Source organism: Streptomyces malachitofuscus (assembly GCF_055571035.1).
The window spans coordinates 1-24,203 of sequence record NZ_JBVIGA010000046.1; the positions used below are offsets into that span (position 1 = coordinate 1).

The 24,203-nt window shown below is 68.4% G+C and carries 23 protein-coding genes and 7 pseudogenes; 9 read left to right on the forward strand and 21 right to left on the reverse strand.

What is annotated here, in order from left to right; genetic code table 11:
• Positions 1-90: 90 nt before the first annotated feature.
• From ACZ44S_RS37600 to ACZ44S_RS37620, 5 genes are all read right to left on the reverse strand, one after another.
• Entirely contained in the window at positions 91-486 is a 396-nt protein-coding gene (locus tag ACZ44S_RS37600) for a VOC family protein (RefSeq protein ID WP_466937701.1), read from the reverse strand.
• A 286-nt stretch (positions 487-772) separates the two neighbouring features.
• Positions 773-1,126, reverse strand: coding sequence for a hypothetical protein (locus tag ACZ44S_RS37605; protein WP_466937703.1), 354 nt, complete (start codon positions 1,124-1,126; stop codon positions 773-775).
• Positions 1,127-1,272: 146 nt separating this feature from the next.
• Positions 1,273-2,202 carry an ADP-ribosylglycohydrolase family protein gene (locus ACZ44S_RS37610; protein WP_466937706.1) on the reverse strand — a complete coding sequence of 310 codons (930 nt, stop codon included), beginning with the start codon at positions 2,200-2,202 and terminating at the stop codon, positions 1,273-1,275.
• Positions 2,203-2,211: 9 nt separating this feature from the next.
• Positions 2,212-2,592 (reverse strand): DUF6233 domain-containing protein, encoded by a 381-nt coding sequence (locus ACZ44S_RS37615; RefSeq protein ID WP_466937709.1) that lies wholly within the window; start codon positions 2,590-2,592, stop codon positions 2,212-2,214.
• Positions 2,593-2,661: 69 nt separating this feature from the next.
• Positions 2,662-3,543: a LysR family transcriptional regulator gene (locus ACZ44S_RS37620; protein WP_466937712.1), complete on the reverse strand. Its 882-nt coding sequence runs from the start codon at positions 3,541-3,543 to the stop codon at positions 2,662-2,664.
• Positions 3,544-3,603: 60 nt separating this feature from the next.
• Between ACZ44S_RS37620 and ACZ44S_RS37625 the strand changes: the two genes are divergently transcribed.
• Positions 3,604-3,969 (forward strand): DoxX family protein, encoded by a 366-nt coding sequence (locus tag ACZ44S_RS37625; RefSeq protein ID WP_466937714.1) that lies wholly within the window; start codon positions 3,604-3,606, stop codon positions 3,967-3,969.
• Between the two features lie 156 nt (positions 3,970-4,125).
• On the forward strand, positions 4,126-6,246 hold the full coding sequence (locus ACZ44S_RS37630; protein WP_466937770.1) for a SpoIIE family protein phosphatase: 2,121 nt from the start codon (positions 4,126-4,128) through the stop codon (positions 6,244-6,246).
• Between the two features lie 32 nt (positions 6,247-6,278).
• On the opposite strand, the gene ACZ44S_RS37635 is transcribed toward ACZ44S_RS37630, so the two are convergent.
• The gene (locus ACZ44S_RS37635) at positions 6,279-6,431 is read right to left on the reverse strand and encodes a hypothetical protein (protein WP_466937716.1); all 153 of its coding nucleotides are present in this window, start codon (positions 6,429-6,431) and stop codon (positions 6,279-6,281) included.
• 392 nt (positions 6,432-6,823) lie between these two features.
• Between ACZ44S_RS37635 and ACZ44S_RS37640 the strand changes: the two genes are divergently transcribed.
• The 3 genes from ACZ44S_RS37640 to ACZ44S_RS37650 all read left to right on the forward strand — a co-directional run bounded on the left by ACZ44S_RS37640 (position 6,824) and on the right by ACZ44S_RS37650 (position 9,106).
• Positions 6,824-7,639 (forward strand): hypothetical protein, encoded by an 816-nt coding sequence (locus tag ACZ44S_RS37640; protein WP_466937717.1) that lies wholly within the window; start codon positions 6,824-6,826, stop codon positions 7,637-7,639.
• A gap of 672 nt (positions 7,640-8,311) precedes the next feature.
• Positions 8,312-8,839 (forward strand): DinB family protein, encoded by a 528-nt coding sequence (locus ACZ44S_RS37645; protein ID WP_466937720.1) that lies wholly within the window; start codon positions 8,312-8,314, stop codon positions 8,837-8,839.
• A gap of 105 nt (positions 8,840-8,944) precedes the next feature.
• Positions 8,945-9,106 (forward strand): hypothetical protein, encoded by a 162-nt coding sequence (locus ACZ44S_RS37650; protein ID WP_466937722.1) that lies wholly within the window; start codon positions 8,945-8,947, stop codon positions 9,104-9,106.
• A gap of 347 nt (positions 9,107-9,453) precedes the next feature.
• Here ACZ44S_RS37650 and ACZ44S_RS37655 read toward each other — a convergent pair whose 3' ends face one another.
• The 13 genes and pseudogenes from ACZ44S_RS37655 to ACZ44S_RS37715 form a co-directional block, all read right to left on the reverse strand.
• On the reverse strand, positions 9,454-10,215 hold the full coding sequence (locus ACZ44S_RS37655; RefSeq protein WP_466937724.1) for an isocitrate lyase/PEP mutase family protein: 762 nt from the start codon (positions 10,213-10,215) through the stop codon (positions 9,454-9,456).
• A gap of 323 nt (positions 10,216-10,538) precedes the next feature.
• A complete protein-coding gene (locus ACZ44S_RS37660) occupies positions 10,539-11,144 on the reverse strand; it encodes a hypothetical protein (RefSeq protein WP_466937727.1) in 606 nt (201 codons plus the stop codon).
• A gap of 518 nt (positions 11,145-11,662) precedes the next feature.
• The gene (locus ACZ44S_RS37665) at positions 11,663-12,268 is read right to left on the reverse strand and encodes a dihydrofolate reductase family protein (protein ID WP_466937728.1); all 606 of its coding nucleotides are present in this window, start codon (positions 12,266-12,268) and stop codon (positions 11,663-11,665) included.
• Between the two features lie 174 nt (positions 12,269-12,442).
• Positions 12,443-13,539, reverse strand: a pseudogene (locus ACZ44S_RS37670) (IS110 family RNA-guided transposase); the annotation flags it as partial.
• A gap of 507 nt (positions 13,540-14,046) precedes the next feature.
• Positions 14,047-14,571 (reverse strand): hypothetical protein, encoded by a 525-nt coding sequence (locus tag ACZ44S_RS37675; RefSeq protein WP_466937729.1) that lies wholly within the window; start codon positions 14,569-14,571, stop codon positions 14,047-14,049.
• A gap of 231 nt (positions 14,572-14,802) precedes the next feature.
• A pseudogene (locus tag ACZ44S_RS37680) lies at positions 14,803-15,081 on the reverse strand (transposase); the annotation flags it as partial.
• A gap of 269 nt (positions 15,082-15,350) precedes the next feature.
• Entirely contained in the window at positions 15,351-15,587 is a 237-nt protein-coding gene (locus ACZ44S_RS37685; RefSeq protein WP_466937731.1) for a hypothetical protein, read from the reverse strand.
• A gap of 85 nt (positions 15,588-15,672) precedes the next feature.
• Positions 15,673-16,026, reverse strand: a complete 354-nt coding sequence (locus tag ACZ44S_RS37690; protein ID WP_466937733.1) for an SAV_915 family protein — start codon at positions 16,024-16,026, stop codon at positions 15,673-15,675.
• 27 nt (positions 16,027-16,053) lie between these two features.
• Positions 16,054-16,959 (reverse strand): ectoine hydroxylase, encoded by a 906-nt coding sequence (gene thpD / locus ACZ44S_RS37695; protein WP_466937734.1) that lies wholly within the window; start codon positions 16,957-16,959, stop codon positions 16,054-16,056.
• A gap of 50 nt (positions 16,960-17,009) precedes the next feature.
• Positions 17,010-17,408 carry an ectoine synthase gene (locus ACZ44S_RS37700; protein WP_466937736.1) on the reverse strand — a complete coding sequence of 133 codons (399 nt, stop codon included), beginning with the start codon at positions 17,406-17,408 and terminating at the stop codon, positions 17,010-17,012.
• A 73-nt stretch (positions 17,409-17,481) separates the two neighbouring features.
• A complete protein-coding gene (gene ectB, locus ACZ44S_RS37705) occupies positions 17,482-18,762 on the reverse strand; it encodes a diaminobutyrate--2-oxoglutarate transaminase (protein ID WP_466937738.1) in 1,281 nt (426 codons plus the stop codon).
• 38 nt (positions 18,763-18,800) lie between these two features.
• On the reverse strand, positions 18,801-19,295 hold the full coding sequence (gene ectA / locus ACZ44S_RS37710; RefSeq protein ID WP_466937772.1) for a diaminobutyrate acetyltransferase: 495 nt from the start codon (positions 19,293-19,295) through the stop codon (positions 18,801-18,803).
• A gap of 358 nt (positions 19,296-19,653) precedes the next feature.
• Positions 19,654-19,895: pseudogene (locus ACZ44S_RS37715) on the reverse strand (hypothetical protein); the annotation flags it as partial.
• 90 nt (positions 19,896-19,985) lie between these two features.
• Here ACZ44S_RS37715 and ACZ44S_RS37720 point away from each other — a divergent pair.
• A pseudogene (locus tag ACZ44S_RS37720) lies at positions 19,986-20,597 on the forward strand (universal stress protein); the annotation flags it as partial.
• A gap of 17 nt (positions 20,598-20,614) precedes the next feature.
• On the opposite strand, the gene ppk2 reads toward ACZ44S_RS37720, so the two are convergent.
• Together ppk2 and ACZ44S_RS37730 are read right to left on the reverse strand one after the other, a co-directional pair.
• Complete coding sequence (gene ppk2 / locus ACZ44S_RS37725) at positions 20,615-21,418, reverse strand: polyphosphate kinase 2 (protein ID WP_466937774.1); 804 nt, start codon at positions 21,416-21,418, stop codon at positions 20,615-20,617.
• A gap of 324 nt (positions 21,419-21,742) precedes the next feature.
• Positions 21,743-21,805, reverse strand: a pseudogene (locus ACZ44S_RS37730) (transposase family protein); the annotation flags it as partial.
• A gap of 567 nt (positions 21,806-22,372) precedes the next feature.
• On the opposite strand from ACZ44S_RS37730, the gene ACZ44S_RS37735 reads away from it, so the two are divergent.
• The 3 genes and pseudogenes from ACZ44S_RS37735 to ACZ44S_RS37745 all read left to right on the forward strand — a co-directional run.
• Positions 22,373-23,413 carry an amidohydrolase family protein gene (locus ACZ44S_RS37735; protein WP_466937741.1) on the forward strand — a complete coding sequence of 347 codons (1,041 nt, stop codon included), beginning with the start codon at positions 22,373-22,375 and terminating at the stop codon, positions 23,411-23,413.
• A gap of 70 nt (positions 23,414-23,483) precedes the next feature.
• A pseudogene (locus ACZ44S_RS37740) lies at positions 23,484-23,782 on the forward strand (ArsR/SmtB family transcription factor); the annotation flags it as partial.
• A gap of 18 nt (positions 23,783-23,800) precedes the next feature.
• A pseudogene (locus ACZ44S_RS37745) lies at positions 23,801-23,905 on the forward strand (VOC family protein); the annotation flags it as partial.
• Between the last annotated feature and the right edge of the window lie 298 nt (positions 23,906-24,203).

The following is a 24,203-nucleotide window of genomic DNA, read 5'->3' on the forward strand; positions in this document are numbered from 1 at the left end:
CCAGCTCGGCCTTCGGCCGTCCCGTCCTCGCCACCCGGCCATCATGCCGAACCAGCACTGACTTACGAAGCGAATTCCCGACTCAGGACACTAGTTCCGCGGTGCCAGAGTGCGCAGGACGTCGAACTCGTTGCCTTCGGGGTCGGCCATTACCACCCAGTTCCGGTCCGGGCCCTGACCCACGTCCGTCTTGGTGGCGCCGAGACCGAGCAGCCTGGTCACCTCGTCCTCCGTGCTGCCGTCGATCGGGCTGACGTCGAGATGAAGCCGGTTCTTGATGGTCTTTCCCTCGGGCACACGGATGAACACCAAGGTGGGCGGCATCTGGCGGGCCCGGACGTCCTCGACGGTCGGCACCCAGGAGCCGATCTCGACCTTGCCCTCACTCCGGTCGATCACGTTGAACTCCAGGACCTGACACCAGAAGGCCGCGAGCCTCTCCGGATCGTGGCAGTCAACGACCAACTCGGTGAACCTACTCGTCATGCCTCTCCCCGATAGTGCGAACGTGGGCTCAGCATAGTTCCGCCGTCCGAGAGACCCGAGCTCCTTCGGTACAGCCGCAGCCCTCGTCCGCCACCGGCGTCCGTTCCGCCAGCAGCGTTTCCGGCGGGAGCTCAGCAGGGCGTCACCTGGGGGCGAAAGTGCGCAAGCCCCACCCTTCCAGGCTGTGGTCGCACAGTTCAACGAGGAACTGCACGGCCCCGCCTCCGTAGTGCCACCAAACTCCGCCACGGCTTGCCACGGCAACGCCCCACCCCTGCGGCCACTCTCAAGTGGTGCTCCACATGAACTTGTCACTCTCGTCCGACTCCGACTCCGACTCCGACTCCGGCAGAAGGCCGCCCGGTGCGGGACAGGCCGACAGGCCGAGACCGGGATCCAGCCACGCGTCGACAAGTACGTCCAGCATGCTCTGGAAGCCAGGGTGCACGAGGTATTCCTCGCCCGCCTCGGGCTCCTCGCTCCGGTGGAGGCCGGCCAGCATGGCGAGGGAGGGACTCTCGCCCCCGGCGATCAGCGCGTCCAGCCCTGCCTGGATGAGCCGGTTGGACCCCGCATGTCTGCCGAATGCCCTCTCGCGAGCGATGTGGCTGAGGTGCTTGAGCGCGTCGTCGCGCGTCATCGCATTATTCTCGATCGGCATTTGGGAGAAGGAGACTCGCACTTGTCCCGAGAGTCCTGTCACCGAGAACTTCCGGCGTGCTCGGAGCGAAGCCCGTGCGGCCGAACACGGTCGCGGAGTTCACCGGTCAGGTGACTGCGGGGTGCTCAGCCTCCGAGCCGGTGTGCAAGGTGGAGCAGGTCCGCCAGGTGCAGCACCCTTCCGTCGAATCCTGGGAGGGGGACATGGAGCGGCTGGGTCCAGCGGCCTGGGATGGCATCCAGCCCGTAATAGGCCCCCGCCAGGCCTCCGGTCACCGCGGCGACGGTGTCGGTGTCACCCCCGAGATCGATCGCCGCGCGTATCGCGTCTTCGAAGCCGGCGGTGTTCCGTAGGGCCCAGACGGCGGAGCCCAGGCAGGGCCAGATGGCACCGTTGAACTCCGTCGCCCGATCGGGGTGCCAGTCGGCTGCGAGGACGGTGACGTAGCGGCTGCGGTGGTCGGGGTGGACGTGGGGCAGGATGTCTGGGAGCGCGGTGAGGGGGTCGGTGCCTTCGAGCGTGACGCGGATGAGTTCGTGGAAGATCGCGGTGCCTTCCCACGCCGCGCGGTCGCCGTGGGTGAGGGCGGCGATGCGCCGGGCGGCGTCCATCGTTGTTTCTCGGCCGGCGGCGGCGAAGTGGACTGCGGAGGTCGATGCCCGCATCAGGGAGCCGTTCCCAGCTGCTCGTCGGTTGACCTGGAAATGAGTCGCGGCGGCGAGATCCCAGGGCATGCCGTTGGTCAGGACGTCTTCGGTCTGCAGGCCGATGTCCTTGGGGTCTGCCGCTGCCCACCGCTGGAATCGGGCGAAGATGTCCGGCAGGTCCAGTCCGCCCCGCTCGAGCAGGGACTCCGCGACCAGGACGGCCATCTGCGTGTCGTCGGTCGCCTCGCCGGGGTCCCAGCCACCGCCTCCGCACATCTCTCCACCGGCGCCAGGGGCGGGGAACCGCGCGGAGAAGGCTCCCTGGGGACCGAACTCGAAGGGGCCGCCCAGGGCGTCACCCACCGCTGCACCAACGATCACGCCGGCGGCCCGCTCCATCCGTGTCATTCGCGCAGGTTATCCGTGCCGCACAGACGGCCGTGGCCGGGAGGGGCCGGATAACTCGGTGATGCCGAGCGCGCTGTCGGGCCGGCAGTGCCCGCAGGCTTTGAGTCCCGCGGCGAGCAGGCGGCGGGCTTCGTCCCGGTCGACGGGGCGGCGCCGCTTGCCGGCCATATAGCAGTCGCCTGCGTGAATCTGCAGGGGCGGGCGCCGGTCGCCGATGCCGAGTTCGGCGATCCACTCCGGCGGCAACGGCCGGCTGCGGCGCCCGTGCTCCTCCTCCGCCTGCCGCCTGGTGAGGGCGTCGATCTTGGCGTCGATGCGCTGCAGCCACATGGTGTGCCAGACCCGCAGAGTGTGCAGGCGGTCGAGGTCGGGCGGGAGGTCGTCGAACACACTTTTGATTCTATGTGGAAGTAGTGCCGCCCCGGCCGAGCAGCACACCGTGGTCCGTCGACCCCGCTCTCATCTCCGACTCAGCCGCCGCACGACGGCCTGGAACAGTTCATCGAGCACCGCCCCGTGCGCCCGCCGCCGAGACCGGGCCAGCCCCACCCGGCTCGGGGAGACCCGGCGGACCGGACGGAACACCACACCCGGGTGCGCGTAGAAGTGAGCCACCGACGCCGGGGCCAGCGCCACGCAGCCGCCGGCCACCGCTCCGAGCCACTCGTCGGGACGGCTGGTGACGGCACCGATCCGGACGGGGTGCCCGTCCCGCTCCTCCGCCGCCAGCCAATGTTCCCTCCAGGCCCCGGTCTCGGCCCCGGCCGCGACGAACGGCTCGTCCCACAGCTCGCAGAACTCCACCGTCTCGCTGTCCGCCAGCGGATGCCGAGCCGGCAGCAACACCCCACGGTCCTCAGCGAACAACTCCCGCACGGCGAAGCTTTCCTGCCCCGGAAACGGCAACCGCACCACCGCGGCATCAACCTCCCCACGGGCCAGGCCGGCACTCGGGTCCGACCAGTCGAACTGCCGCAGTTCCACCCGCCACTCCGGCTGCGCGCGGCGGAACGCGGCGATGACCTCGGGGACGGCTCCCACCGCACCCGCGTCCAGAAAGCCGAGGCGCAGCACCCGCGCCCCCCGCCCGGTCGCCCACACCGCCTCGTCCCAGCCGTCCAACAGTGCCGGCACCCGCGAGGCAAGCTCACAGCCGGCCTCGGTCAACGCCATCCCCGACCGCGACCGAGCGAAGAGCCGCACTCCGAGATCATCCTCCAGGCGCCGGATCTGCTTGGTCAGCGCAGGCTGCGAGACGAACAGTCTCTTCGCGGCACCGGTCAAGCTGCCCTCCTCCGCCACCGCGGCGAAGTACCGAAGCAAGCGTGTATCCACGTCCATGCCGCAAGGTTATAGAAGCAGGTATTGGACGGCGCCAAGGCGCCTGCGGACCCTGAAGGCATGACCGGTACCCAGCTCGCGCTCCTCGTCGTCACCCTGCTCACCGCCGCCGTCAACGTCGGAATCGCCGCCGCCGACCTCGCCGGGGCGCGCTTCGTGCTCGCCAACTCAGCTCAGGTGGGCGTCCCACGATCCTGGCTCCCGTGGCTGGCCACCCTCAAGCTGGCCGGTGCGGCCGGCCTCCTCCTCGGCCTCACCGATGCCGCACTGCGCCCTCTCGGCGTCGCCGCAGCCTGCGGTCTCGTCCTGCTCTACGTGGGCGCGCTGGCCTTCCACCTGCACGCTCGCGTGCTCTCCAACCTCGCGTTTCCCGGCTTCTACCTGGCCACCGCGGTCGCTTCCCTGGCCTTGATGGTGGCGTCCTGATAGAGGCGAAGGGGCGTTGCCCCCTGTCCCGCCCGCCTTTTGATCCGCCAGGGGCATGGCCTCATGTACGAGAAGGGGACGCCAACAGGTTGATCCACATGCCGTGGCCCTCGTGTGGGGTTAGGTTCCGGACATGGGCGTGAGGTGTTGCGCTGCATGAGTGGGGCCCGCACGGGTGAGAGGCCGGCCGAGGGCGATCCGCTCGCTGAGGCGTTGGCGTCGGCGGTGGGCAGCGCGGGCGCCAGATTCGGCGGAGTCTATGTGCTGGACCCGACTGAAACCGTGCTGGGACTGATCGCACTGTGCGGGGTATCGGTCGACGCTTTCGCACCGTGGTGGCGGGTTCTCTTTGCCATTCGCGGCCCCAGCCAGGATGCGATTCGTGAAGAGCGGTTCGTCTGGGTGAGCTCTCTGGAGGAGCTGGCTCACACCTATCCGCGAGCGGCAGCGGCCATTCCGTTCGAATGCGCGTTGGCGGTGGTCCCGCTCACAGGTGTTCGGCACTGCCGGGGTGTCCTGTTTCTGACCTGGACTCCGGGCCGTTCTGCCATCCTCAACCGGCATGAGCGCAGCCTCATCACACTCAGTGCCCAAACCATTGCCCGGACCCTCGATGAAGCGGCTGACCCTCCGGTCATCCCGGACCGCCCGCGGTTCGTCCCTCCTCACCACTCCGCAGAGCCACAGTCACGGTCCGGGGTCGCAGCTCTCGACCTGGTGGAACGCCTTCCCTTCGGCACCCTCGCCCTGGACCTCGAAGGGCGTATCACCCTGGTGAACGCTGCGGCCGCCACTCTGCTGGCCAGGCCGGCCGAGCAACTACTGGGAACCCTGCCTTGGCAGTCACTGCCCTGGCTGGACAACACCGCATATATGGATACGTACCGCTTGGCTGTGAGCAGCCAGGAGATGCTCGCGCTGACCGTCTTGCGCCCACCGGAGCAGTGGCTCGACTTCCGCCTCCACGCCAACGACAACGGCATGAGTATCGTGATCACACCGGACCGCGCCTCGAAGCCGGTCGCCGTGCAGCCGCCCTCTGCGGGCCCTCCGGCGGAGAGTCGGATCCACCTGCTGATGGTGCTTGCCGCGGCCCTGACCGAGACCCTCGGCGTCCAGGACGTCGTGGATCTGGTCGCCGAACAGATCCTGCCTGCCTTCGACGCCCACGGGATGATCATGTCCACCGTGGAGGGCAACCGCATCCGCATCATCGGGCACCGCGGCTATACGCCTGATGTCATCGAGCAACTGGACGGTCTTCCCGCAGCCGCGGATCTGACGCCGGCCGGCCGGGCACTGGCGAGCGGTGCAGCATCCTTCTTTGCCGACCGCAGCGAACTGACCCGCCTCTACCCCGAGGTGCCGCAGGTGAGTGGCAAGCAGTCGTGGGCCTTCCTGCCGCTGATCAGTTCTGGACGCCCTCTCGGCTGCCTTCTCCTCTCCTACAACCACCCGCACGCGTTCACCGTTGCCGAACGCTCGATCCTGACTCCGCTGGCCGGCCTCGTCGCCCAGGCACTGGACCGCGCGCACCTCTACGAGACCAAGCACAGCCTCGCCCACACCCTTCAGCAAGCCCTCCTGCCCCGAACCCTGCCGACCGTGGCCGGCCTCGATGTCGCCGCCCGATACCTTCCCGCCAGCCACGGCATGGACATCGGCGGCGACTTCTACGACCTCATCCGACTCACCGACACCACCGTGGCAGCGATCATCGGAGACGTACAGGGGCACGACATGACGGCAGCTGCCCTCATGGGCCAAGTCCGCATGGCCGTCCACTCCCATGCCACGGCCGGAGCCGCTCCCGACCAGGTCCTCACGCGCACCGACCGCGACCTCGCCGACCTCGGCGCCGACCGCTTCGTCACCTGTCTCTACGCTCATCTGGACCTGGCCCGTCAGCGGGTCACCATCACCAGTGCCGGACACCCGCCCCCGCTCCTGCGACTCCCCGACAACCGGGCCCACCTCCTGGACATCTGTCCCGGGCCCCCTCTCGGACTCGGCGTCGGGACCCCCTCCTACCCGGTCAGCACGGTGCCCTTCCCCATGGCATCCCTCCTCGCCCTCTACACCGACGGCCTCGTGGAAACCCCGGGCGTCGACGTCGCCGAGACCACCGCCAACCTCGCCCGCCACCTCGGCGAGCTCGGTGGCTCCCCCCTTCACGAACTCGTGGACGCCCTCGTCCGCTATTCGGGCCGCACCAACCACCACACGGACGACACCGCCCTTCTCCTGCTTCAACCCAACCGCGCCGTCACGTCGTGACCAGACTCGGCGCCACGGCATGGTGACCTTGGTCAGCCTGAGCGGCGGCGCCGTCGCAGCGCTGCCGTGGCCCACACCGTCAGCCCGACCAGGGAAACGAGCACCGTCCCTCCGATGACGATGGGGACGGTGGCTGCGAGGGCGAATCCCAGCAGCAGCTCCCCCCATGTCGGATCCTCACCCATCGTGCTCCCACTCCGCTCCATGAAGATCACGACGCGGAGAGGGGGTTGATCAGTTCCTCTTCACAGCGGATGGTGGAGTCCGGCGAAGGAGTCGGCATCCGTCATCATCCCGAACGGGACTGTGAGCGGACGGGCGTGGAGCAGGTACGGCCGCCGAGCGCCAGGTTTTACCTGGCGGCTACGGTAGTGAATTTTTTGGATAGTGCGCCCCCTTGCGCTGCAACGCAACCCGCATATGCGTCATACATATTCACCCTATCGAGTGACATGCTATTTTTCGGCTGGGCCGCAGCGTACATACTACTCCCACTTTCTACTGTGCTCGCATTTTCGAAGGGAGCAGTATGACCTCGGGGAACGGCATACTTGGGCGCTTGCGTACGGTGATGATCTTGGCGATTCCTGCCATCGCCTCGCTGGTGTGCGGTGCATTGGCCACCGGCAAGGTCGTATGGTGGCCCATACTCGCCGGTGTCGTCTCCATTGCCGGCGTTTCTTACTGGAAAATGACGAGTGACGCGCGGGCCGATAAGGAAAAGAAGGAGCTTGCGGAAGAGCTGGCAGCGGCCCACAAGGAACTGGAACGGGCCGCGGTCTTCGATGCAGGTGTCCAACCAGTGACCGAATGGCTGGGCAAGCTCTTCAAGGAAGAGCAGGAACGCGAGGTCATCCGCAAGGAGATCTTGACAAGCCTGATGGACACGGGAGGTCAGATGGTCTGCCCCGAGGCTCTCTGTGCCTTCTATGAACTCAGTTCGGATCACAAGGAGTTGATCCGGGTGGCGCCGTCCGGTGACGGCAGCAACCTGCCCAGGACGTACTCCGAGGCAGATGACAACGGCGCCTACATGGTTTTCCTGGCCAAGTCGCGGACCGGCAGGCCCAAATATGTCCCGGACATCGATGATATCCATTTGGAGGGCGGGGACCGGATCCGCCTGACGACCGGATATAAGACAGCACTCTTCTTGCCCGTGCGTGCTGGCTCCGAACCTCTCGGACTTCTCGTGATCCAGACCCTCAACCCCGGAGACATTCCCGCTCCAAAACCCGGGGACATGCTGGACGGGAACTACCGCAAATTCTACGGCATCGCGAATCTTCTCAGCATTTCACGCATCGCGCATCGTACTCCCATTCGCATCAACGGCCAAAGGACGAGCCCCGGGCCCGCCGATGAGCCGACCATCCTACCCGCCCCCGAATAGGCCACGAGCACGTTTGGGCGTATCTGAGACGGGCAGACCTTCTCTGCCGTAGAGACATCGTAAGAAGTTTCCGACGGAAGACCCTCAGGGGGCAGGGGTTTAGATGAGCAAGCCAAAGATCGCATCCTCGAGTGAAATGATCAGCGCGTTCGACCAGGTGAAGTCGAACTCGGGCCACGACTGGATGAAGGGCCACGAGAGCAGCGCCGACTACTTCGCTCGAGCACGTGAGGAGGCAGTGGGCAGCCAGCAGCGGACCACAGGCCGCGTCGCAACCAGCCGGCCATCTGCGAGGGGAAGGCTACGCCGAGCCCTCAGCGCGCTCGCAGGCCGCCTCAAGGGTGCTCGCTGACCCGCTGCTGCCGCCGCCACACCATGACGGCCCGCGCCAACCGCCTCCTCCTGCCCCGCCATTGCCGGTGAGGAGGAGGCACACCCACGCCACGGACCCGAGCACGCGCGATCTCAAGACCGCACGATGTGCACCGGCGTACAGACGACGACCGTGCTCGCTACGCAGAGCGCGTATGCCAGGACAGTGTCCTCGGCCCGTGGAGATCACCTCGGCACGAGCGACCGCCCCGGTATCAGCTCTTCCGTCAGAATGGGCAAGACGCGTTCGTCGCCGGCGAAACTCCCGTGTGCCAAGACTGATGCTGGCAGGGTGTGTCCATGAAGACGACACCGGATGGACGATTCATCCCGCCCCCGCACGCCGACGAGCGCACCATGCTGACAGCGTGGTTGGACTTTCACCGCGCGACGCTCGCCCTGAAATGCTCGGGCCTCGTAGATGACCAATTACGGCTTGCTGCGGCGCCACCCTCATCGATGACGCTGCTGGGACTCCTACAGCACATGGCTGAGGTGGAGCGCAACTGGTTCCAGCGTGTGTTCGCGAAGCAGGAGGTGCCACCGGTCTTCGGAGAGAGCAACGCCGACGGCTTCGCCCTTCATCCGGGACGAGGACCCAGCGAGGCGATCGCTGCGTGGCAAGCGGAGATCGCCCGAGGCCGTGAGCTGATCGCTGACGCGTCGCTGGACGACGCAGGCCGTCTCTCCGAGCAGCAAGCGGGCCACGTCGGCGATCAGGGCGTCTCCCTGCGCTGGATCCTCGTGCACATGATCGAGGAGTACGCCCGTCACAACGGTCATGCCGACCTCATCCGCGAGCAGATCGACGGAGTCACCGGGACGTGAGACGCGGGTGCATGGTCGGGAAGCCACACAGGTGGCGGGCTCCCAGTAATAAGTGCCCCGGCCACGCCCCAGGTTGACCCTGCCCGGTGGTCGACAATGAAACGCATGGATGTCACCGAGCTGCTCGAATCGGCTTCCCTGCTGGTTCCGGAGGCGGTCGCTGCCGATAACGACGTGTCGGTGCGGGACGTCTGGGACTACCTGGCCCACGACGAATGGCAGATCGCTCTGACTCTGCTGGAGGAGCTCGGGGAACCTCGGCCTTGATCGGTCCTCTGCCCAGGCGGCGGCCGTACCGAACGCTTTCCTCAGAAGGCTGGAACTTCACCGACCCACGGCTCTGCGCGTCCGTAGTCGACGGGCTGACCTCTCACGATGCCCTCATTCAAACCGTTCCGGCCACTCGACAGCCGACGACAGGCATGGTCTCGTCGGACGCAGTGCCGCAGGATCTCCGGCCCTGGGCTCACGGCACAGTGGGACCGTACAGCCCCGAAGGCCGGCCACGGCCGTTCGGGGCTGCCCGTCGAGTGCGACTGGATTCCGCAGAGGCGCGTCGTCTCCGCGGTGAGCAGAGGGACACCATTGGCCAGCCTCGTCGTCCGGTCAACTCCTCAGGGTGTCCACGGCTTGAGCATGTCCTGCATCGTGTCCGCCATGGCGAGTTGTAGCAGCGGACCGTAGGTGATCCGGCCTACGCCGAGGCGGCGGAAGCGCTCAAGATCGTGCCGGACGGGATGGGCCGTGGAGTTCACAGGCACGGTGACGGCGCCGGTCACCGCCGCGAGCAGGTCGTCATCGTCCTGGATACCCACCGGGTAAAGACTGTCGGCGCCGGCCTCTTCCAGGGCCCGCAGTCGCTCGATCGCCTCTCCGCGGACGGCGGAGGCATCCTGCGCGTGCAGGAAGAGGTCGGTGCGCCCGTTCACCCAGACCGGGACACCTGCGTCGTCGGCCGCCGTGCGCAGGCCGGCGACGTAGCTCGCGTGCTCCTGCGTGCTGCGTACGCGGCCACCGTCCGAGTGGACGGTGTCTTCGATATTGAGACCGACGCCGCCGACCTCGATGAGCCCGGCGACGAGATCCGCGGGCTTCTGCCCGTATCCGGCCTCCAGGTCCACGGACACAGGGACGTCGACCGCCGTGATGATCGGCTTGACGGCGGCGAGTACCTCCTCGAAGGTCTGCCCCTCATGGTCCTCGGCTCCCCGGGAGTCGGCGAGGGGATGGCTTCCGACCGTGAGTGCGGGGAAGCCGGCGGCGACGGCCGTGCGCGCGGACCAGACGTCCCAAACGGTCGGCAACACGAGCGGCTTGTACTGGGCATGCAGCTGCTTGAGGCGTTGAGCGCGCTCAATGGTGGTGTGAAGAACCATGACAGGGACGCTACCCCGGGATTGCGGCGAACAGCATCCGGACAGGCGCTGTCCGGTGGCGGGATGACGAACCTGGTTTCCCACCGCGACCGGGATGTTTGACGGGCCGTTCGGAACACGACAGTGACCATTCGGCGGTGCCTATCGACAGGTTCACCTTCTGCGGACGTCGACAGTGGCCGTGCTGCAGGCTGTCGCCAGTCGAGCAGGCCTGTCGGCTCTCGCCTGCGGCCTGTCCTCATTGACTGCCGCACGCGCAGTAGGACCGATCGCTGTCGTGTTCGGCCCCGTGCTCGCACGGCGGCCGCGCCCCGCCGCCAGGCTCAGCGGCCCCACCACCGCCAACTCAGTGCGTGTGGGCGGCCCTCGCGGACCTCATCCCCCGCCCACGCCGCGATCTCGCGCTCCTCCTCGGCGAAGTAGCGCCGCTCCGCCGACCGGAATGCCCACCAGCGCTGCACATCCCGCCACACCCACACCGGCACGTTCCACCAGTGCCTGTCGAGGTCAGCGCGCGCCACCCGCACGAAGTCCTCGACGGCCCATCGCAGGTTCTCTTCCATCCCGTACGGTTCCCAGCCCTGCCGCTCCAGCAGCTCACGCGGCGTCGGCTGGTACCGCACCAGTCCGGCCCGGTCGGGGGCGGCGATCGTCAGCGCCGCCGTCGCCAGCTTCTGCGCTTCTCGCACCACCGGCTGACGAGCCCGCATGGCAACCGCCTGCACCGCCGCCCATACGTCTTCCACACCCGTGCCGTCGGCCGCCCCCGCACACCGCGTACACGCCAACAGCAACTCGTCGTACGCCGCCGCCCGGTCCTCCCGCCGCCCGTACCGGACCGTCACGTACGGAGACGCCGTCGACTGCACCAAGCGAGCCGCCTGCACCGCGACCCGGCCACCGGCCACGGCTGCCTGAAGTTCCATCATGAGCGGCACCGTACAGGACCGTTATGATCAGATTCGCGACTGTGCGCAGGCACCGACCGCCCTGCTGTCGACGGGCTGCAGAGGTGTCAGGCCAGCTGCGGCGGGCGACCGGCCCGGGGCGGGTGTCGATGTAGTGCAGCACGGTCGTTCGCCAAGGGAAGCCGCCCGGTGACGTGGGTGCGCCGACGCGCGAGCTGCACCTGGGCGGTCGGGCTTCACCCCCGCCCAGCTCGGCGCGGCCCTGACCGCGATCGTGTCGGTGAAACTCGATCACCCCCGACGACCGAGTTCGAGGCGCCACCCGCGCCCCGGCTGAGCAACGAACCGCTCGCGCCTTGGTCGCGGAGACGGCTGCGCGCTCACCCGGAGCCGGCGAGGACCCTCCTCGCCCGGATCTCGACGTCGACCGGCCACTGACAGCGTCCCCGCGGAAGGTGGCCGAAGCCAGTCCGTCGGCAGGGTATTGCCGCTGTGGAGCGCACAGGCCAGCCCGCGCGTGTCTGTCGGCGGGGTCGACGTCACGCGGGGGTGCCGAGCGGCGGGTGCTCGAGTACGCGGGGCTTGTACTCGACGAGCTGGATGCGGCCGTCGAAGGTGCGGTGCTCGGTCATCTCGAGGGCGACGTCCGGGTAACCGTCGTAGATGCGTTCCTCACCCGTGGCACCGGTGATCACGGGGAACATCACGACGCGGAAGCGGTCGACGAGTCCGGCTCGAAGCAGGGACCGCGACAGGCTGAGGCTGCCGATCGTGCTGAGGAGCCCCGAGCCACTGGACTTCATGGCGCGGACCGTCTCGACGGCGTCGTCGCGGATGAGCGTGGAGTTGGCCCACGTCAGCGGCTCCTTCAGTGAGGAGGAGAACACCACCTTGGACGCCTGCGTGAGTTCGTCGACGGACGCCTCTTCTTCGGGCCTGAACTCGTCCTGGCCTTCCGGGACCTCGCCCGCGGCGAAGCCCGACATCAGGCGGTAGGTGTTCGCTCCCATCAGGTAGGTGGCCTCGGGCTGCTCGCCGAGCCATGCGAGGTACTCCGGGCCCTCGAGACCCCAGAACCCGGGCCATCCCTGTCCCGACGCGTAGCCGTCGAGGGTGGTGATGAAGTCGACGAGAAGCTCCGACATGGCGGTGTCCTTTCCTAGATGTCACGAGCTTGGACCGGCCGGGGGCCGCAAACTCATCGGCCGCGCCGTGGAGCGATGAGAAAACGCATGCGGGCCGCCGAAGCCACGCCGGTCCCACCTCGGCCGGGGCCGGCCGACGTGCGGCCGTATCACCCGGGCAGCCCCTTGGCCCAGGGGGCTTCTCGGTTCGTAGAAGGTTCCGTCGCGGAGCATGGTGAACAGGACGCTGGTGCGGTGGCGGGCGAGGCGGAGGAGTGCCTGGGTGTGGGTTTTGCCGCGGGCTCGGCAGCGGTCGTAGTAGGTGCGGGAGGCGGGGTCGTGGAGGGCTGCGAACGCGGAAAGTAACATTGCCCGTTTCAGTTGCCGGTTGCCCCTCTGGGGGCGTGCTCGCTGTGGACCGAGGTGTCGGACTGCCGGGTTGCCGGGGCGAGGCCGGCGTAGGAGGCCAGGTGGGCGGCGCTCAGGAAGGAGCTGCCGTCGCCGACGGAGGTCAGGAGGGCTGCGGCGGTCCTGACGCCGGTGCCGGGCATCGAGGTCAGGATCTGGGAAAGAGGGTGGGCCTCCAGCAGGGCTTCGATCCGGGCCTCCAGCGCCCTGCGTTGTTCGCGGACGGCGGCCAGCGACTTCGCCGGCGACGGGACGATCACGTCGAGAGTGCCGGTGAGCCTGCGGCGGCCCGCTTTCGCCAGAGATTGCGGGGATCCGTGGCGCTCCGGGCGCCAAGTGACGGCCTGGTGGTCCAGGCGGGGGCTCAGGACGCGTTCGCGGCTGGGGTGGCACTGGGTGAGCATGGCGCGGATGCGGTCGGAGGTGCGGTTGGCCTCGTCGGCGGGGTCCTGGTCGAAGCCGACGAGCATGGTCAGCTCCGCGGTGACCTCGTTGGCCAGGTCGAGGGTGCGCAGGGTGTGGGGCATGGTGCGGGCGGCGTCCGCGATGACGGCGGCGTCCTTCGCGTCGGTCTTGGCCTCGCCGGGATAGTGGTCGGCGATCCTGCGCATGGTCAGTCCGGGCAGGTAGGCGACCTGGCAGCCTGCGTCCCGGGCGACGGCAAGGGGCAGGGCGCCGATGGAGGCGGCCTGGTCGACGATGACGAGCACGGTGCCGTGCTTGGCCTGCAGCCGGGGGGCGAAGACCTCGCGGAGCTTGGGTCCGCTGTTGGGCGGGCGGCGGCCGAAGGTCTTCTTCCCGGCCGGGGTGAGCGCGGTCGCGTGGTGTTCGCCCTTGCCTACGTCCAAGCCGAGGTAGACGTCGATGTCGCCGGTATCGATCACGTGCGGTGTACTCCGGTCGTACTCATCCGGCCTTGCCACGGCACTGATCGCCACATCCACATCACGAAGAGCCTCCCGGCCTGCGAAGAAGCCGGTGGTCATGCCCCTAATCAGTGGTCTGTCTCCGGAGCCGGTGACACCTTCTCATGTTGTTGTCAAGCCGCAGTATCGACGGGAGTTGGGGGTTGATAGCACTGCCGGTCACGGAACATGGCGAACAGGACGTTGACGCGGCGACGGGCGTGCGCGAGAACAGCGTGCTTGTGCGTCTTCCACTGACACACGGTTTCATCTCGTGCACCAGGGGGAGTTGGCGTTCACGCCGGTGTTGTTCCCCATGCCGGCGCGGCTGTCTCTGCAGGCGAAGTCACTCCCGCCGCTCGTTCGGCCGCGCCGGGGCGGGCGCCTCATGACGGGCCATACACCCACCGCCCCGGCCGGGTCCGGGGAGCCCGGAATGCCGCTGAGGGCGGGGACTTGCCCACCATCCCCGCCCCTTCCGGCTTCTCACTCCTGTTGCAGGGTCTGGCGCATCCAGCGGAGGCGGTCCAGGGAGCGGCGGCGTATCCACAGGACCCAGGAGCACAGTGCGACCATGCCGAGGGCGAACAGAAGGGGGAGGAGCAGGGCCCCGCTGATGGCCCCCAGGACGAGCAGGCCGACCGCGACGAGGCCCATGGCGCCGAGCCAGTACGGCAGCCACTTGCCTGCCCGCTCCATCTGCCCGAGCTGCTCGGTGACCAGCCGCCGCATGGCTGCCTGTTCCTCGGGGGCGCCCGGCACCTCGTGGTGTCGGATCTTCCGGTTCAGATCGGCGAGTCCGCCCGCGTCGGTGCCCACGGCTCGGGCGGCCCGGCGGCGCTGAACGGCCAGGACCGCGACGGCGACCCCGGTGTAGAGAGCGCTCTGGAGTACCCAGACAGCAGGGTGCTCGTCCCTGCGGAGCAGGGCCGTAGTGCCCAGTCCCAGCAGGAAGACCAGAGTCGCCTGCGCGGTCAGACTGCGGTCGAGTAAGCGCTTGAGCGAGAGCACAGCGCAGACCTCCTCGAAAGGTGAGTCGGGACAGCGTCGTCGCCTCCGGATACCCCGCGTTCCCCTCTTCATCAGGGCCGTGCACAGCCGCCCACACCGGCGGAGGCTGGGCATGCGCCCGAGCGGGCCGAAAGCCTTTCGCCAGCAGCCCGGCCCTAACCAACTCGTACGCGATCAAGTGCGCCGGGCGACGGCCACTCGGTGATGATGCCTCGAGGAGTTCGAGCCGCGTCCCACGTGGCGGCGGGTTTCGGTCCACTCGTCGTTCTGCTCGGCCAGGACCGACCCGACGAGCCGGATGACGGCGGTGCGGTCGGGGAAGATGCCGACCACTTCGGTGCGGCTGGAGGCACCTCTCGCAGCGCAGCCGTGGGGGAGGATGCTCTTGTTCAACCGCTGCTCCTGCGGGTTGTTCGACCAGATCTGCTGCCAGATCTCCCGCGGGCAGGCGGTGAAGGCGAGCAGGTCGTGCTGGGCGGCGTCCAAGCGGGCCGCGGCCTTCGGGAACTCCGCGTTACCGAGCCGGGGTGGCTGCGCGCCGAACGCGCCGCCGAGGAGGCCGTCCGGCTCGCTCGTCGCCTCGGCGACCACCCGCCTCCTCGCGGTCGCCCTCAACAGAGCTTTCATGCAGCAGGCCTTCGCCCACTGCGGGACGGCCGCCCGCCGGAACGCCCCTGGGCACAGAATCTACCCGGCCGGCCGTCGACCACCAGTTGCCCGGGCACCGCCCTGGGGGAGCGCCCGCGGCCGTCGTCGTCGGCGCCTCGACCTGCCCCCTGTCACGCGTTGTCCGTGAGGGCCTCGTAACCGCGTGCCCGGGCACAGTGGGCGCAGCAGAAGAACCGCCCGTCGACCTGGTGCCCGTGCCCGAGGACCTTGCACTGGCAGTTGTCGCAGATCGGCGCCAGCCGGTGGGCGGCACATTCGATGCTGTCGAAGGTGTGCACCCCGTCACCGGCCGTGTGTACCTCAAAGGACAGGGCGTAGTCGTTTCCGCAGACCTCGCAGACCGCCATGTCGTGCTCCTTTCCGAGTGGCAGCCGGCCTGTCCGGCTGCGCTCGTCGCCCGGTGGCCGCTCGCCACGCGAGGGCGGTGTCCCGTCATCGGTTCGCCCGTGTCCCCGGCAGCAGGCTTGCACCGGGGCCCGAACGGGTTCTGCGGGAGGCGCCCGGGCGGACCGCCACCTCCGGATCGACGGTGATCGTGGTGCACCCGAGGGGCGCGGTGAGAGCGCGGAGCGCGGTGACGGACAGTCTGATCCACGGGTGGTCCTGACCGAGGGTCGCCAGCAAACGCGCGCAGGAGGTGAAGGCGACGGCGGTATGGCGACCGCTGGGAGTGCGGAAGAAGCACGTCACGTAGCAGCGGCGTTGCGGCCGGACGGGTACGTACAGCAGATCGGGCGGCGGATGTGCACCGGGCGTGGGTTCCCCGTTCCGTCGGGCATCAGGCATGGTGGTCTCCGGTCACGCCCATGGCCTTCACCTCACCGGGGTGAAGTCCCGCGCTCCGACGAACGCGGGTCGGCGTGCCGGTGCCGCGAAGGGTTCGCCCGCCGTGTTCTCGACGCTGTTGAACACGATGAACACGTTGCTGCGCGGGTACGGTGTGATGTTGTCGCCGGAGCCGTGCATGCAGTTGCAGTCGAACCAGGTCGCGGAGCCGGAGCGGCCGGTGATCAGCCGGATGCCGTTCGGTTCGGACAGCGCGGTGATGGCCTCGTTCGACGGCGTCCCCGCTTCCTGCATCCGTAGTGACTCCTTGTAGTTGTCCCGGGGCGTGGCGCCCGCGCAGCTCAGGAACGTCCTGTGCGAGCCAGGGATGATCATCAGGCTTCCGTTGGTGGTGTGGTTGTCGGTGAGCGCGATCGACACCGACACGGCGCGCATGCGGGGGAGGCCGTCCTCGGCGTGCCAGGTCTCGAAGTCCGAGTGCCAGTAGAAGCCGCTCGCCCCGAAGCCGGGTTTGACGTTGATGCGGGACTGGTGGACGTACACGTCCGAGCCGAGGATCTGGCGGGCTGCTCCCACCACGCGCTCGTCCCGCACGAGGGAGGCGAACACCTCGCTGATCCGGTGCACTTCGAACACCGATCGGATGTCGCGGGACGTGGGCTCGACGACGGCGCGTTCGTCGGAGCGGACAGCCGGGTCCCGGACCAGCCTGTCCAGCTCAGCGTGGAACAGGGCCACCTCGTCCGGGTTCAGCAGTGCGTCGACGGTCGTGAAGCCGGTGCGTTCGAAGTCCGTCAGCCCGGCCCGTCCAAGGGGGCCGGGCGCGTCGGGTGCCGACCACACCACGGGGTCACGACGCGGCATCATCGCCTCGGTCGTGCCGCGGGTCGGGTACAGGTCGGTGGTCGGGCGGTGGTTGTGCGTCGTCGTCATGGCTGTCCTCGCGCCTCGTCGATTCCGTTGTCCCTCGGTTGTGGGTCCCCTCAGGCACTCGGCTCCGGGGGAGGGTAGGCACCGTCGGCGTCGTGATCCTCCCGACCGGTCAGGGGCGGGTTGAAAACGCACACGCAGCGGAAGTCGGTCTTGGGCCGCATGGTGTGCCGCTCGTGGCCGTCCAGCAGGTACATCGTTCCCGGCGTGATCCAGTGCTTCTCGCCGGTCTCCTCGTCGGTCAGCTCGGCCTCGCCCTCGACGCAGAGCACGGCCTCGACGTGGTGGGCGTACCACATCGTCGTCTGCGTACCGGCGTAGAGCGTCGTCTCGTGCAGGGAGAAGCCGACCTGCTCCCGGGACAGGACGAGCCGTTTGCTTTCCCAGGTGCCGGACGTGGCCCTGACGTGTCGGACGGTGTCCTCGATCTCCTTCAGGGAACGGATGATCACGATGGATCCCACCTCTCTGCCCGGGGCGCGCCCACGGCCGCGCGGGACGTTCGTGTCCTCAGCGAGGGCCGGCTTACCGTGGCGGCCGTTCGGTCTCCCGCACCGCGCGACCGAACAGCGCGAGCCCTTCCTCCAGTTCCTGGTCGTCGATGGTCAACGGCGGGAACAGCTTGACGACTTCGTCCTGCGGGCCGGATGTCTCCAGCAGCAGGCCCAGTTCGAAGGCACGGGCACACACGGCGGTGGCCCGCGACGGATCGGCAAACTCCATGCCCCACGCAAGCCCACGACCTCGCACCTCGGGCACGGGATCCGGCCGGTCGGCGGCGACGGTCCGCAGCGCCTGCTCGATCTGGTCCCCGCGGGCCAGGGTCTGCTTTTCCAGCCGGCCGTCGCGCCAGTACTCCTCCAGCGCGGCGGTGGCGGTGACGAAGGCCGGGTTGAAGCCGCGGAAGGTGCCGTTGTGTTCGCCGGGCTGCCAGATGTCCAGCTCAAAACGGAACAGGGTCAGCGCCATCGGCAGTCCGTATCCGCTGACGGACTTCGAGAGCGTCACGATGTCCGGGGTGATGCCGGCCTCCTCGAAGGAGAAGAACGCGCCGGTGCGGCCACACCCCATCTGGATGTCGTCGACGATCAGCAGCATGTCCCGGCGCCTGCACAGTTCGGCGAGGTCGCGCAGCCACTCGGCCCGGGCCACATTGATCCCGCCCTCGCCCTGCACGGTTTCCACGATCACGGCCGCCGGGGCATCCAGTCCGGAGCCCTCGCCGGCCAGCAACCGGTCGAACCAGCGGAACGCCAGGTCCCCACCGTCCGGCCGTTCGTCGTACGGCATGGGGGTGGCGTGCACCAGGGGGATTCCCGCGCCCGCACGCTTGAAGGCGTTGCCGGTGACGGCGAGGGAGCCCAGTGACATGCCGTGGAAGGCGTTGGTGAAGAAGACGACGGCTTCCCTGCCCTTCACCTTGCGGGCCAGTTTCAGGGCGGCCTCCACGGCGTTGGTGCCGGCGGGTCCCGGGAACATCACCTTGTACGGCAGGCCGCGCGGCTCCAGCACGGTCTCCTGGAAGGTTTCCAGGAATGTGCGCTTCGCGGCCGTCGACATGTCGAGGGCGTGGGTGACACCGTCACGTTCGATGTAGTTGAGAAGCGCGCGCTTGAGTACCGGGTTGTTGTGCCCGTAGTTGAGTGTCCCGGCACCGGAGAAGAAGTCCAGATAGGGACGATCGTCCTCGTCGTACATGCGGCTGCCGTGCGCACGGTCGAATACCGTGGGCCAGCCCCGGCAGTAACTGCGGACCTCGGACTCGAGCCTCTCGAACACATGAGAGGCGGGATGGGGAACCGTCATGATGCTCGCTCCTTACGGAGGACGAACGGACTGTGTTCTCAGCTGTTTCGAGGGCGCCGGTCATCGAGCAGCGGCCCGATGCGGTACAAGAACTCGGCTTCGTGCGGGTCGGGGAAGAGCTCCGCCGTAAACAGGAGGTTCCTTTCGAGCGGTGCCGCGTGCCGTCGGGCGTAGGACCGGAACAGCCGGTGGGACGCGACGTTGTCCGGACTGATGGTCGTCTCCAGGTGCCGCAGGGTGCCGTCCGCCGTCACCCGGGCGGTGAGATGGTCCAGCATGGCGCTGGCCGTGCCGCGTCCGCGTTGTCCCCGGTCCACGGCTATCTGCCAGACGACGAGGGTGTCGGGCTGCTCGGGGCGGCGGAATCCGGTGACGAATCCGACCGGGTCACCAGATTCCGAGGCCACCACGGAGGTACGGGCGAAATCCCTGAACCACAGCAGATAGCTGTAGGGTGAATTCACGTCGAGTACCCGGGATTCGCGGGCGATGTGCCACGCCGCAGCCCCGTCCTCGACCGTGGGAATCGCCATGACCAGTGTGTCCACGGAACACACCTCACTCTCGCTGCGCGAACCATCGCGCGCATGCGTCAACCTGCGTTTGAACGGAGCTCGGCCGATCCGTTCTCTGCGCTCCCGAAGGATGACCGTTCGACCGACGGATCACTGACTTCGGCGTCTATCGCTCAAGGTTCAGTTGTCCGCGCGGATGTACCGCCATGACGCGTCGGTTCGATGTTACGTCCGCTGGCCGCGCATGCCTAGGCGAGATTTCCTGTTTAAGGGCGGGGAAAGGTGGAACATTCCCCCATTTGGCCAGGGAATCCGGAATTTTGATTCCGCCCCCTTACGGGTCATCCTCCATCATCGGCCAGGGGCCCAGGTGTCATTTGTTCCCGGGTCGGGGTCGGTGACGCCGCAGCGTGTTCGCACAGGCCTGCTCGAACTGCCACACCACCGGCGCACGGTCTCGTGGGAGACGACGACGCTGCCCTGGAGCATCAGCTCCTCGACTTCACGGAAGGACAGCGGGAAGCGAAGGTACAGTCGCACGCAGTGTGCGAGGACTCCAGGCGGGTACGGGTGACCCGTCGCGACGGCGACGCGTCCCGCACGGACACCCTCCCCCACCCTGATCAACACCAAGATCACCCCATCGGCCGGTCAATGTGACAGCGCCATGCACAGCGCTCGGTGATCCACATGACGGTCCCTGTGTTCGAGGAGCCGGAGTGCGCCCTGGTCCGCGAGGCCAGGAACGCCTCCGCGCTGGTCGTGGGGCCCGCGGCCGCAGCGGCCTCGCCGAGATGCTGCTCGGCTCCGTCAGCCTGACCGTCGCCGCCCACGCCGACTGCCCGGTGATCGTGCTGCGCGGCACCCAGGACAACCAGCCGACGCCGCCGGTGCACGGACGGGTCGTGGTGGGCGTCGGCGAGGACGCAAAGGAGCGGAGACCGTTCGCTTCGCCGCCGAGAAGGCGCGGCGACGTGAGCTGCCCAAGGCCGTACGAGCATGGCGCTGCCCCGCGCACGAACCCGGCGGCTATCCCCTGATGGCCGGCGAACCCACCCGCCGGCACGAGGGCGGGCCGGCGAGGAACTCGAAGCGGCGCTGCGGGACCTCCTGGCGGATGTCGACGTGCGTCGGCGCACCGTCGAGGGACATGCCCGCCGGGCACTGCTGGACGCCCCACACAGCGCCGACCTCCTGGTCGTCGGCGCCCGACGCCGTGAGGGGCACCTCGGGCTCCAGCTCGGCCGCACCGCCCACGCGGTGCTCCACCACTCCGCCTGCCCAATCGCGTTGGTGCCGCACCGGAGGCGCGATGCCTGACCGGCGGCTCAGAAAACTCAGAGGCTCGCCGCGTGATCGGGGACATACGTCCGCAGATCGCGCGGCGGGCGCTCGTAGCCGGTCGACGGGGGCCGCTTCGGAAGATCCAGCACCGGGGGCGGCACCTCGTGATACGGCACGGAGGACAGCAGGTGGGCGATCATGTTCAACCGGGCCCGGCGTTTGTCGTCGCTCTCGACCACGTACCACGGCGCGTCGGCGATATCGGTGTGCACCATCATCTCGTCCTTGGCCCGGGAGTAGGCCTCCCACCGGGTGATCGACTCCAGGTCCATCGGCGAGAGCTTCCAGCGCCGCACCGGATCCTCCAGCCGGCGCCGGAAGCGCTCCTGCTGCTCGGTGTCGCTCACGGAGAACCAGTACTTGCGCAGCAAGATGCCCGCCTCGACCAGCATCCGCTCGAAGATCGGGCACTGGCGAAGGAAGAGCTCGTGCTCTTCCTTCGTGCAGAAGCCCATCACGTGCTCGACTCCCGCCCGGTTGTACCAGGAGCGGTCGAACAGCACGATCTCCCCGGCGGCCGGGAGGTGCTCGACGTACCGCTGGAAGTACCACTGCGTGCGCTCGCGCTCGGTAGGCTTGGGAAGCGCGGCGATCCGGGCGACGCGCGGGTTCAGGTGCTCGGCTACCCGCTTGATGGTGCCGCCCTTTCCGGCCGCGTCCCGTCCCTCGAAGACCACGACCAGGCGGGCGCCTTCGGCGCGCACCCACTCCTGCAGCTTCACCAGCTCGGTCTGCAGGCGGAGTAGTTCCCGTTCGTACTCGTCGCGCGGCACCTTCGCCGCCTTCTTGCCGGCCATTTCCGCCTCCATCGCCCGATGACCTGTGTCGACGACTTCAACGTAATCGCCGGCCCGGTCGGGCAGGCAGTTCTCCGTGCCCGGGGCGGCGCGACAGGCGTCCCCTGGGCGTAACGGCGCCCCCTGGCCGACCGGCCCTCGAATCGCCCCCGGACGGCCCATGGGACCACGCCCCGAAACGCCAGATGCTCGAGTCCTGCCGCTCTCGCCGAGGTGGTCGACCACCTCGGCGAGGGTGCGCAGTCGAAGGCCGGGAGCGATCGTGCAGCCCCGCTGGGTCAGGAGCGGCCGTACTTCACCGATCGTCCGCGTGATCGTGGAGCGGTCCACGCCGAACCAGCAGGCCAGCATGTCGTGGGTGGAGCCGTGGCGGAGGTGAACCAACATGGCCGACAGCCGGTCGACGAAGACGAGCTTGTGCCCGGCACCGGCACCGACAGCCCTACCGTGGACGCGAGGCAAGCACCGCCTGGTGTCGTTCGCGCCACAACGGGCCTATCCCCGCTACGAGTTCGGCGATCACCTCTGCCTTCAGCTCGGTGACCTGCTGACTGCGTATGACTGCTGCACGCATCCCATTTCCCACCAAGCAGACCATGATCAACGGTCAAGGCCCCACCGTGCCACCGCCAACCATGCACGAGCTCGGCGGTCATGACTATTACGGTGGCTCTCCGAGCAGCAGAGGTGTGTGGGAAGCGCCGCGCCGCTCCGGTGGTGCCCCTCTACTCCATCCAGCGCAAATCGTCCCTCCGGCGGCGTCTCCCGGCGGGCCCGTACTCACGCGGGCGGTCAAGGTGGAGTGCCGGAGCGCCGGCGTCACGAAGGGACATACGGATGTCGAAATCGAGTTGGCAGTTGAGCCGGCGTGGTCTGCTCATAGCCGGTGGGGCCTTGGCCTCCACAGCCGGCGCCACACTGCCTCCGCGGGTCTCCCCAGCCGGGGGAGGGGACATGTCCGGCGGGGCCGGCGAGGGTGACGACTCCGGACGGGCGGCGAAGATCGACGTCCACCATCACTACACCGCCCCGGAATGGGTGGAGTGGGCGGAGCGCGCAGGGGTGGTCCGCAAGGAGGACCTGCTCTGGTGGGCACGCTGGGACGAGGACGCCACGCTCGCTCTCATGGACCGGGCGGGAATCGCGACCGCCGTGCTCAACCCCACCATGCAGGACCGCTACCGCTCCGCGGCGCAGGCCAAGGAAGGGCTGTCGGTGCTCTTCGACGCGCTGACCGGTTTGACGTACCGGCATCCGGGCCGTTTCGCCTTTCTCTGCCCGGCCCTCCTGGACCACCCGGACGTCTCCACCTGGGCGCTCGAGCGCGCCTACGACGACCTCGGTGCCGTCGGAGTGAGCGTCAAGGCGAATCACAACGGCGTTTACCTGGGCGACCCCTCGTACGACCGCTTCCTTGCCGAAGTCGACGAACGGTCCGGTGTCCTCTTCACCCACCCGCTCGACCTTCCGGGAAAGCCACCGGGAGTGCCCACTGTCTCCGGCGTCCCGAACTTCATGTGCGACTTCCTGCTGGACACGACGCGCGCGGCGGTGAACCTCATCCGCACGCGCACACTCGACCGCTACGCCCGGCCGTCGGTCGTCCTGCCACATGCCGGCGGATTCCTCCCGCAGATCGCCACCCGCCTGGAGGCCTTCGGCGACCACTGCACTCCACCCCTCGACCCGGGCCGGGTGCGGGACGTGCTCCACCGCTTCTACTACGACACCGCGGGCCCGCTCGCTCCGGCGTGCACCCTCGTGGAGACGGCCGGCGCCGACCGGATCCTCTTCGGCACGGACTGGCCTGCCGCCTCGGCGGAGATCGTCACCGACTACACGATGCCGGCCGTCGCGGGCGACCACGCGTTCACCGAGCACCAGCGCCGCGGCATCTACCGCGACAACGCACGGCGACTCCTGCCCGCACTCGGCGCACCGATCGCACCGGTCACCGGCTCCACGGATACGAGGTCCTCCGGGCGCCAGCAGTAGACGCCCTGGTCACCCAGCCGCTTCAGGGCGGGCCTTAATAGGCAAGTGTACACTTGCCTATAGTGAGGGTGTGGCCGAAGACCTGCTCAAGGCGTTGGCCGATCCCACTCGCCGCGCCGTCCTCGACGAGCTCGTCGAGAAGTCCGGACAGACCCTGTTCGAGATCTGCTCGCGGTTGGCCGTGAAGCTCTGCTCGCCATCTCCCACCAGGGGGTATCCCAGCACCTTGCCGTGCTGGAGGCGGCGGGGCCGGTCGAGATGCGACGGGAGGGCCGCTGCAAGTTCCATGACCTGAACACGGCTCCGCTGCGGCAGATCGCCGAGCTGTGGGCGCTGCCCGGCCCGTCCGGCCGAGAGGAGAACACACCACGAGGGACGACCACGCGGAGGGCCCTCCGGTTCTACACCGAGGTCCTCGGATTCGTGAAGAAGCACGACGTCCCAGCGGGCGGGGAGGGCTGGCGGCTGACCGTCGTGTCGCCCGAGCAGCCGCGGCGGGGACTCCGGTGGGCGGCACCGACCCGAGGTTCGCCAGCGGGCCGCTGACGGTCGTTGGCGTCGGGGCCGACAGGTGCAGGCGCTCTGTACCGTGCGTGTGGTCGAGCAAGCCGGTCGCTCCGGGGCATCGGCTTGCTGGATCGCGCCTGGAGCTGTGATCGTCCTCCGCGTCCTGTACGCAACCACGCTCGACGGACGCCTTCAGCGCGGCTTCCTGCAGCACACGCCCGATGACCGGCAGCAGGGCGGGATCCTCGATGCGTTCGGGCAGCGTCCGGTACAGCTCACGGTA

Bases quoted from the DNA above. Each gene is read 5' to 3' on its own strand.
- ACZ44S_RS37600 (WP_466937701.1), bottom strand. From the start codon at position 486: ATGACGAGTAGGTTCACCGAGTTGGTCGTTGACTGCCACGATCCGGAG.
- ppk2 (WP_466937774.1), bottom strand. From the start codon at position 21,418: ATGGCCGGCAAGAAGGCGGCGAAGGTGCCGCGCGACGAGTACGAACGG.
- ACZ44S_RS37650 (WP_466937722.1), top strand. From the start codon at position 8,945: ATGGATGTCACCGAGCTGCTCGAATCGGCTTCCCTGCTGGTTCCGGAG.
- ACZ44S_RS37685 (WP_466937731.1), bottom strand. From the start codon at position 15,587: ATGGCGGTCTGCGAGGTCTGCGGAAACGACTACGCCCTGTCCTTTGAG.
- ACZ44S_RS37620 (WP_466937712.1), bottom strand. From the start codon at position 3,543: ATGGACGTGGATACACGCTTGCTTCGGTACTTCGCCGCGGTGGCGGAG.
- ACZ44S_RS37655 (WP_466937724.1), bottom strand. From the start codon at position 10,215: ATGGTTCTTCACACCACCATTGAGCGCGCTCAACGCCTCAAGCAGCTG.
- thpD (WP_466937734.1), bottom strand. From the start codon at position 16,959: ATGACGACGACGCACAACCACCGCCCGACCACCGACCTGTACCCGACC.
- ectA (WP_466937772.1), bottom strand. From the start codon at position 19,295: ATGGCGATTCCCACGGTCGAGGACGGGGCTGCGGCGTGGCACATCGCC.
- ACZ44S_RS37690 (WP_466937733.1), bottom strand. From the start codon at position 16,026: ATGCCTGATGCCCGACGGAACGGGGAACCCACGCCCGGTGCACATCCG.
- ACZ44S_RS37610 (WP_466937706.1), bottom strand. From the start codon at position 2,202: ATGACACGGATGGAGCGGGCCGCCGGCGTGATCGTTGGTGCAGCGGTG.
- ACZ44S_RS37660 (WP_466937727.1), bottom strand. From the start codon at position 11,144: ATGATGGAACTTCAGGCAGCCGTGGCCGGTGGCCGGGTCGCGGTGCAG.
- ACZ44S_RS37645 (WP_466937720.1), top strand. From the start codon at position 8,312: ATGAAGACGACACCGGATGGACGATTCATCCCGCCCCCGCACGCCGAC.
- ACZ44S_RS37735 (WP_466937741.1), top strand. From the start codon at position 22,373: ATGTCCGGCGGGGCCGGCGAGGGTGACGACTCCGGACGGGCGGCGAAG.
- ACZ44S_RS37665 (WP_466937728.1), bottom strand. From the start codon at position 12,268: ATGTCGGAGCTTCTCGTCGACTTCATCACCACCCTCGACGGCTACGCG.
- ACZ44S_RS37635 (WP_466937716.1), bottom strand. From the start codon at position 6,431: ATGGGTGAGGATCCGACATGGGGGGAGCTGCTGCTGGGATTCGCCCTC.
- ACZ44S_RS37630 (WP_466937770.1), top strand. From the start codon at position 4,126: ATGAGTGGGGCCCGCACGGGTGAGAGGCCGGCCGAGGGCGATCCGCTC.
- ACZ44S_RS37625 (WP_466937714.1), top strand. From the start codon at position 3,604: ATGACCGGTACCCAGCTCGCGCTCCTCGTCGTCACCCTGCTCACCGCC.
- ectB (WP_466937738.1), bottom strand. From the start codon at position 18,762: ATGACGGTTCCCCATCCCGCCTCTCATGTGTTCGAGAGGCTCGAGTCC.
- ACZ44S_RS37605 (WP_466937703.1), bottom strand. From the start codon at position 1,126: ATGACGCGCGACGACGCGCTCAAGCACCTCAGCCACATCGCTCGCGAG.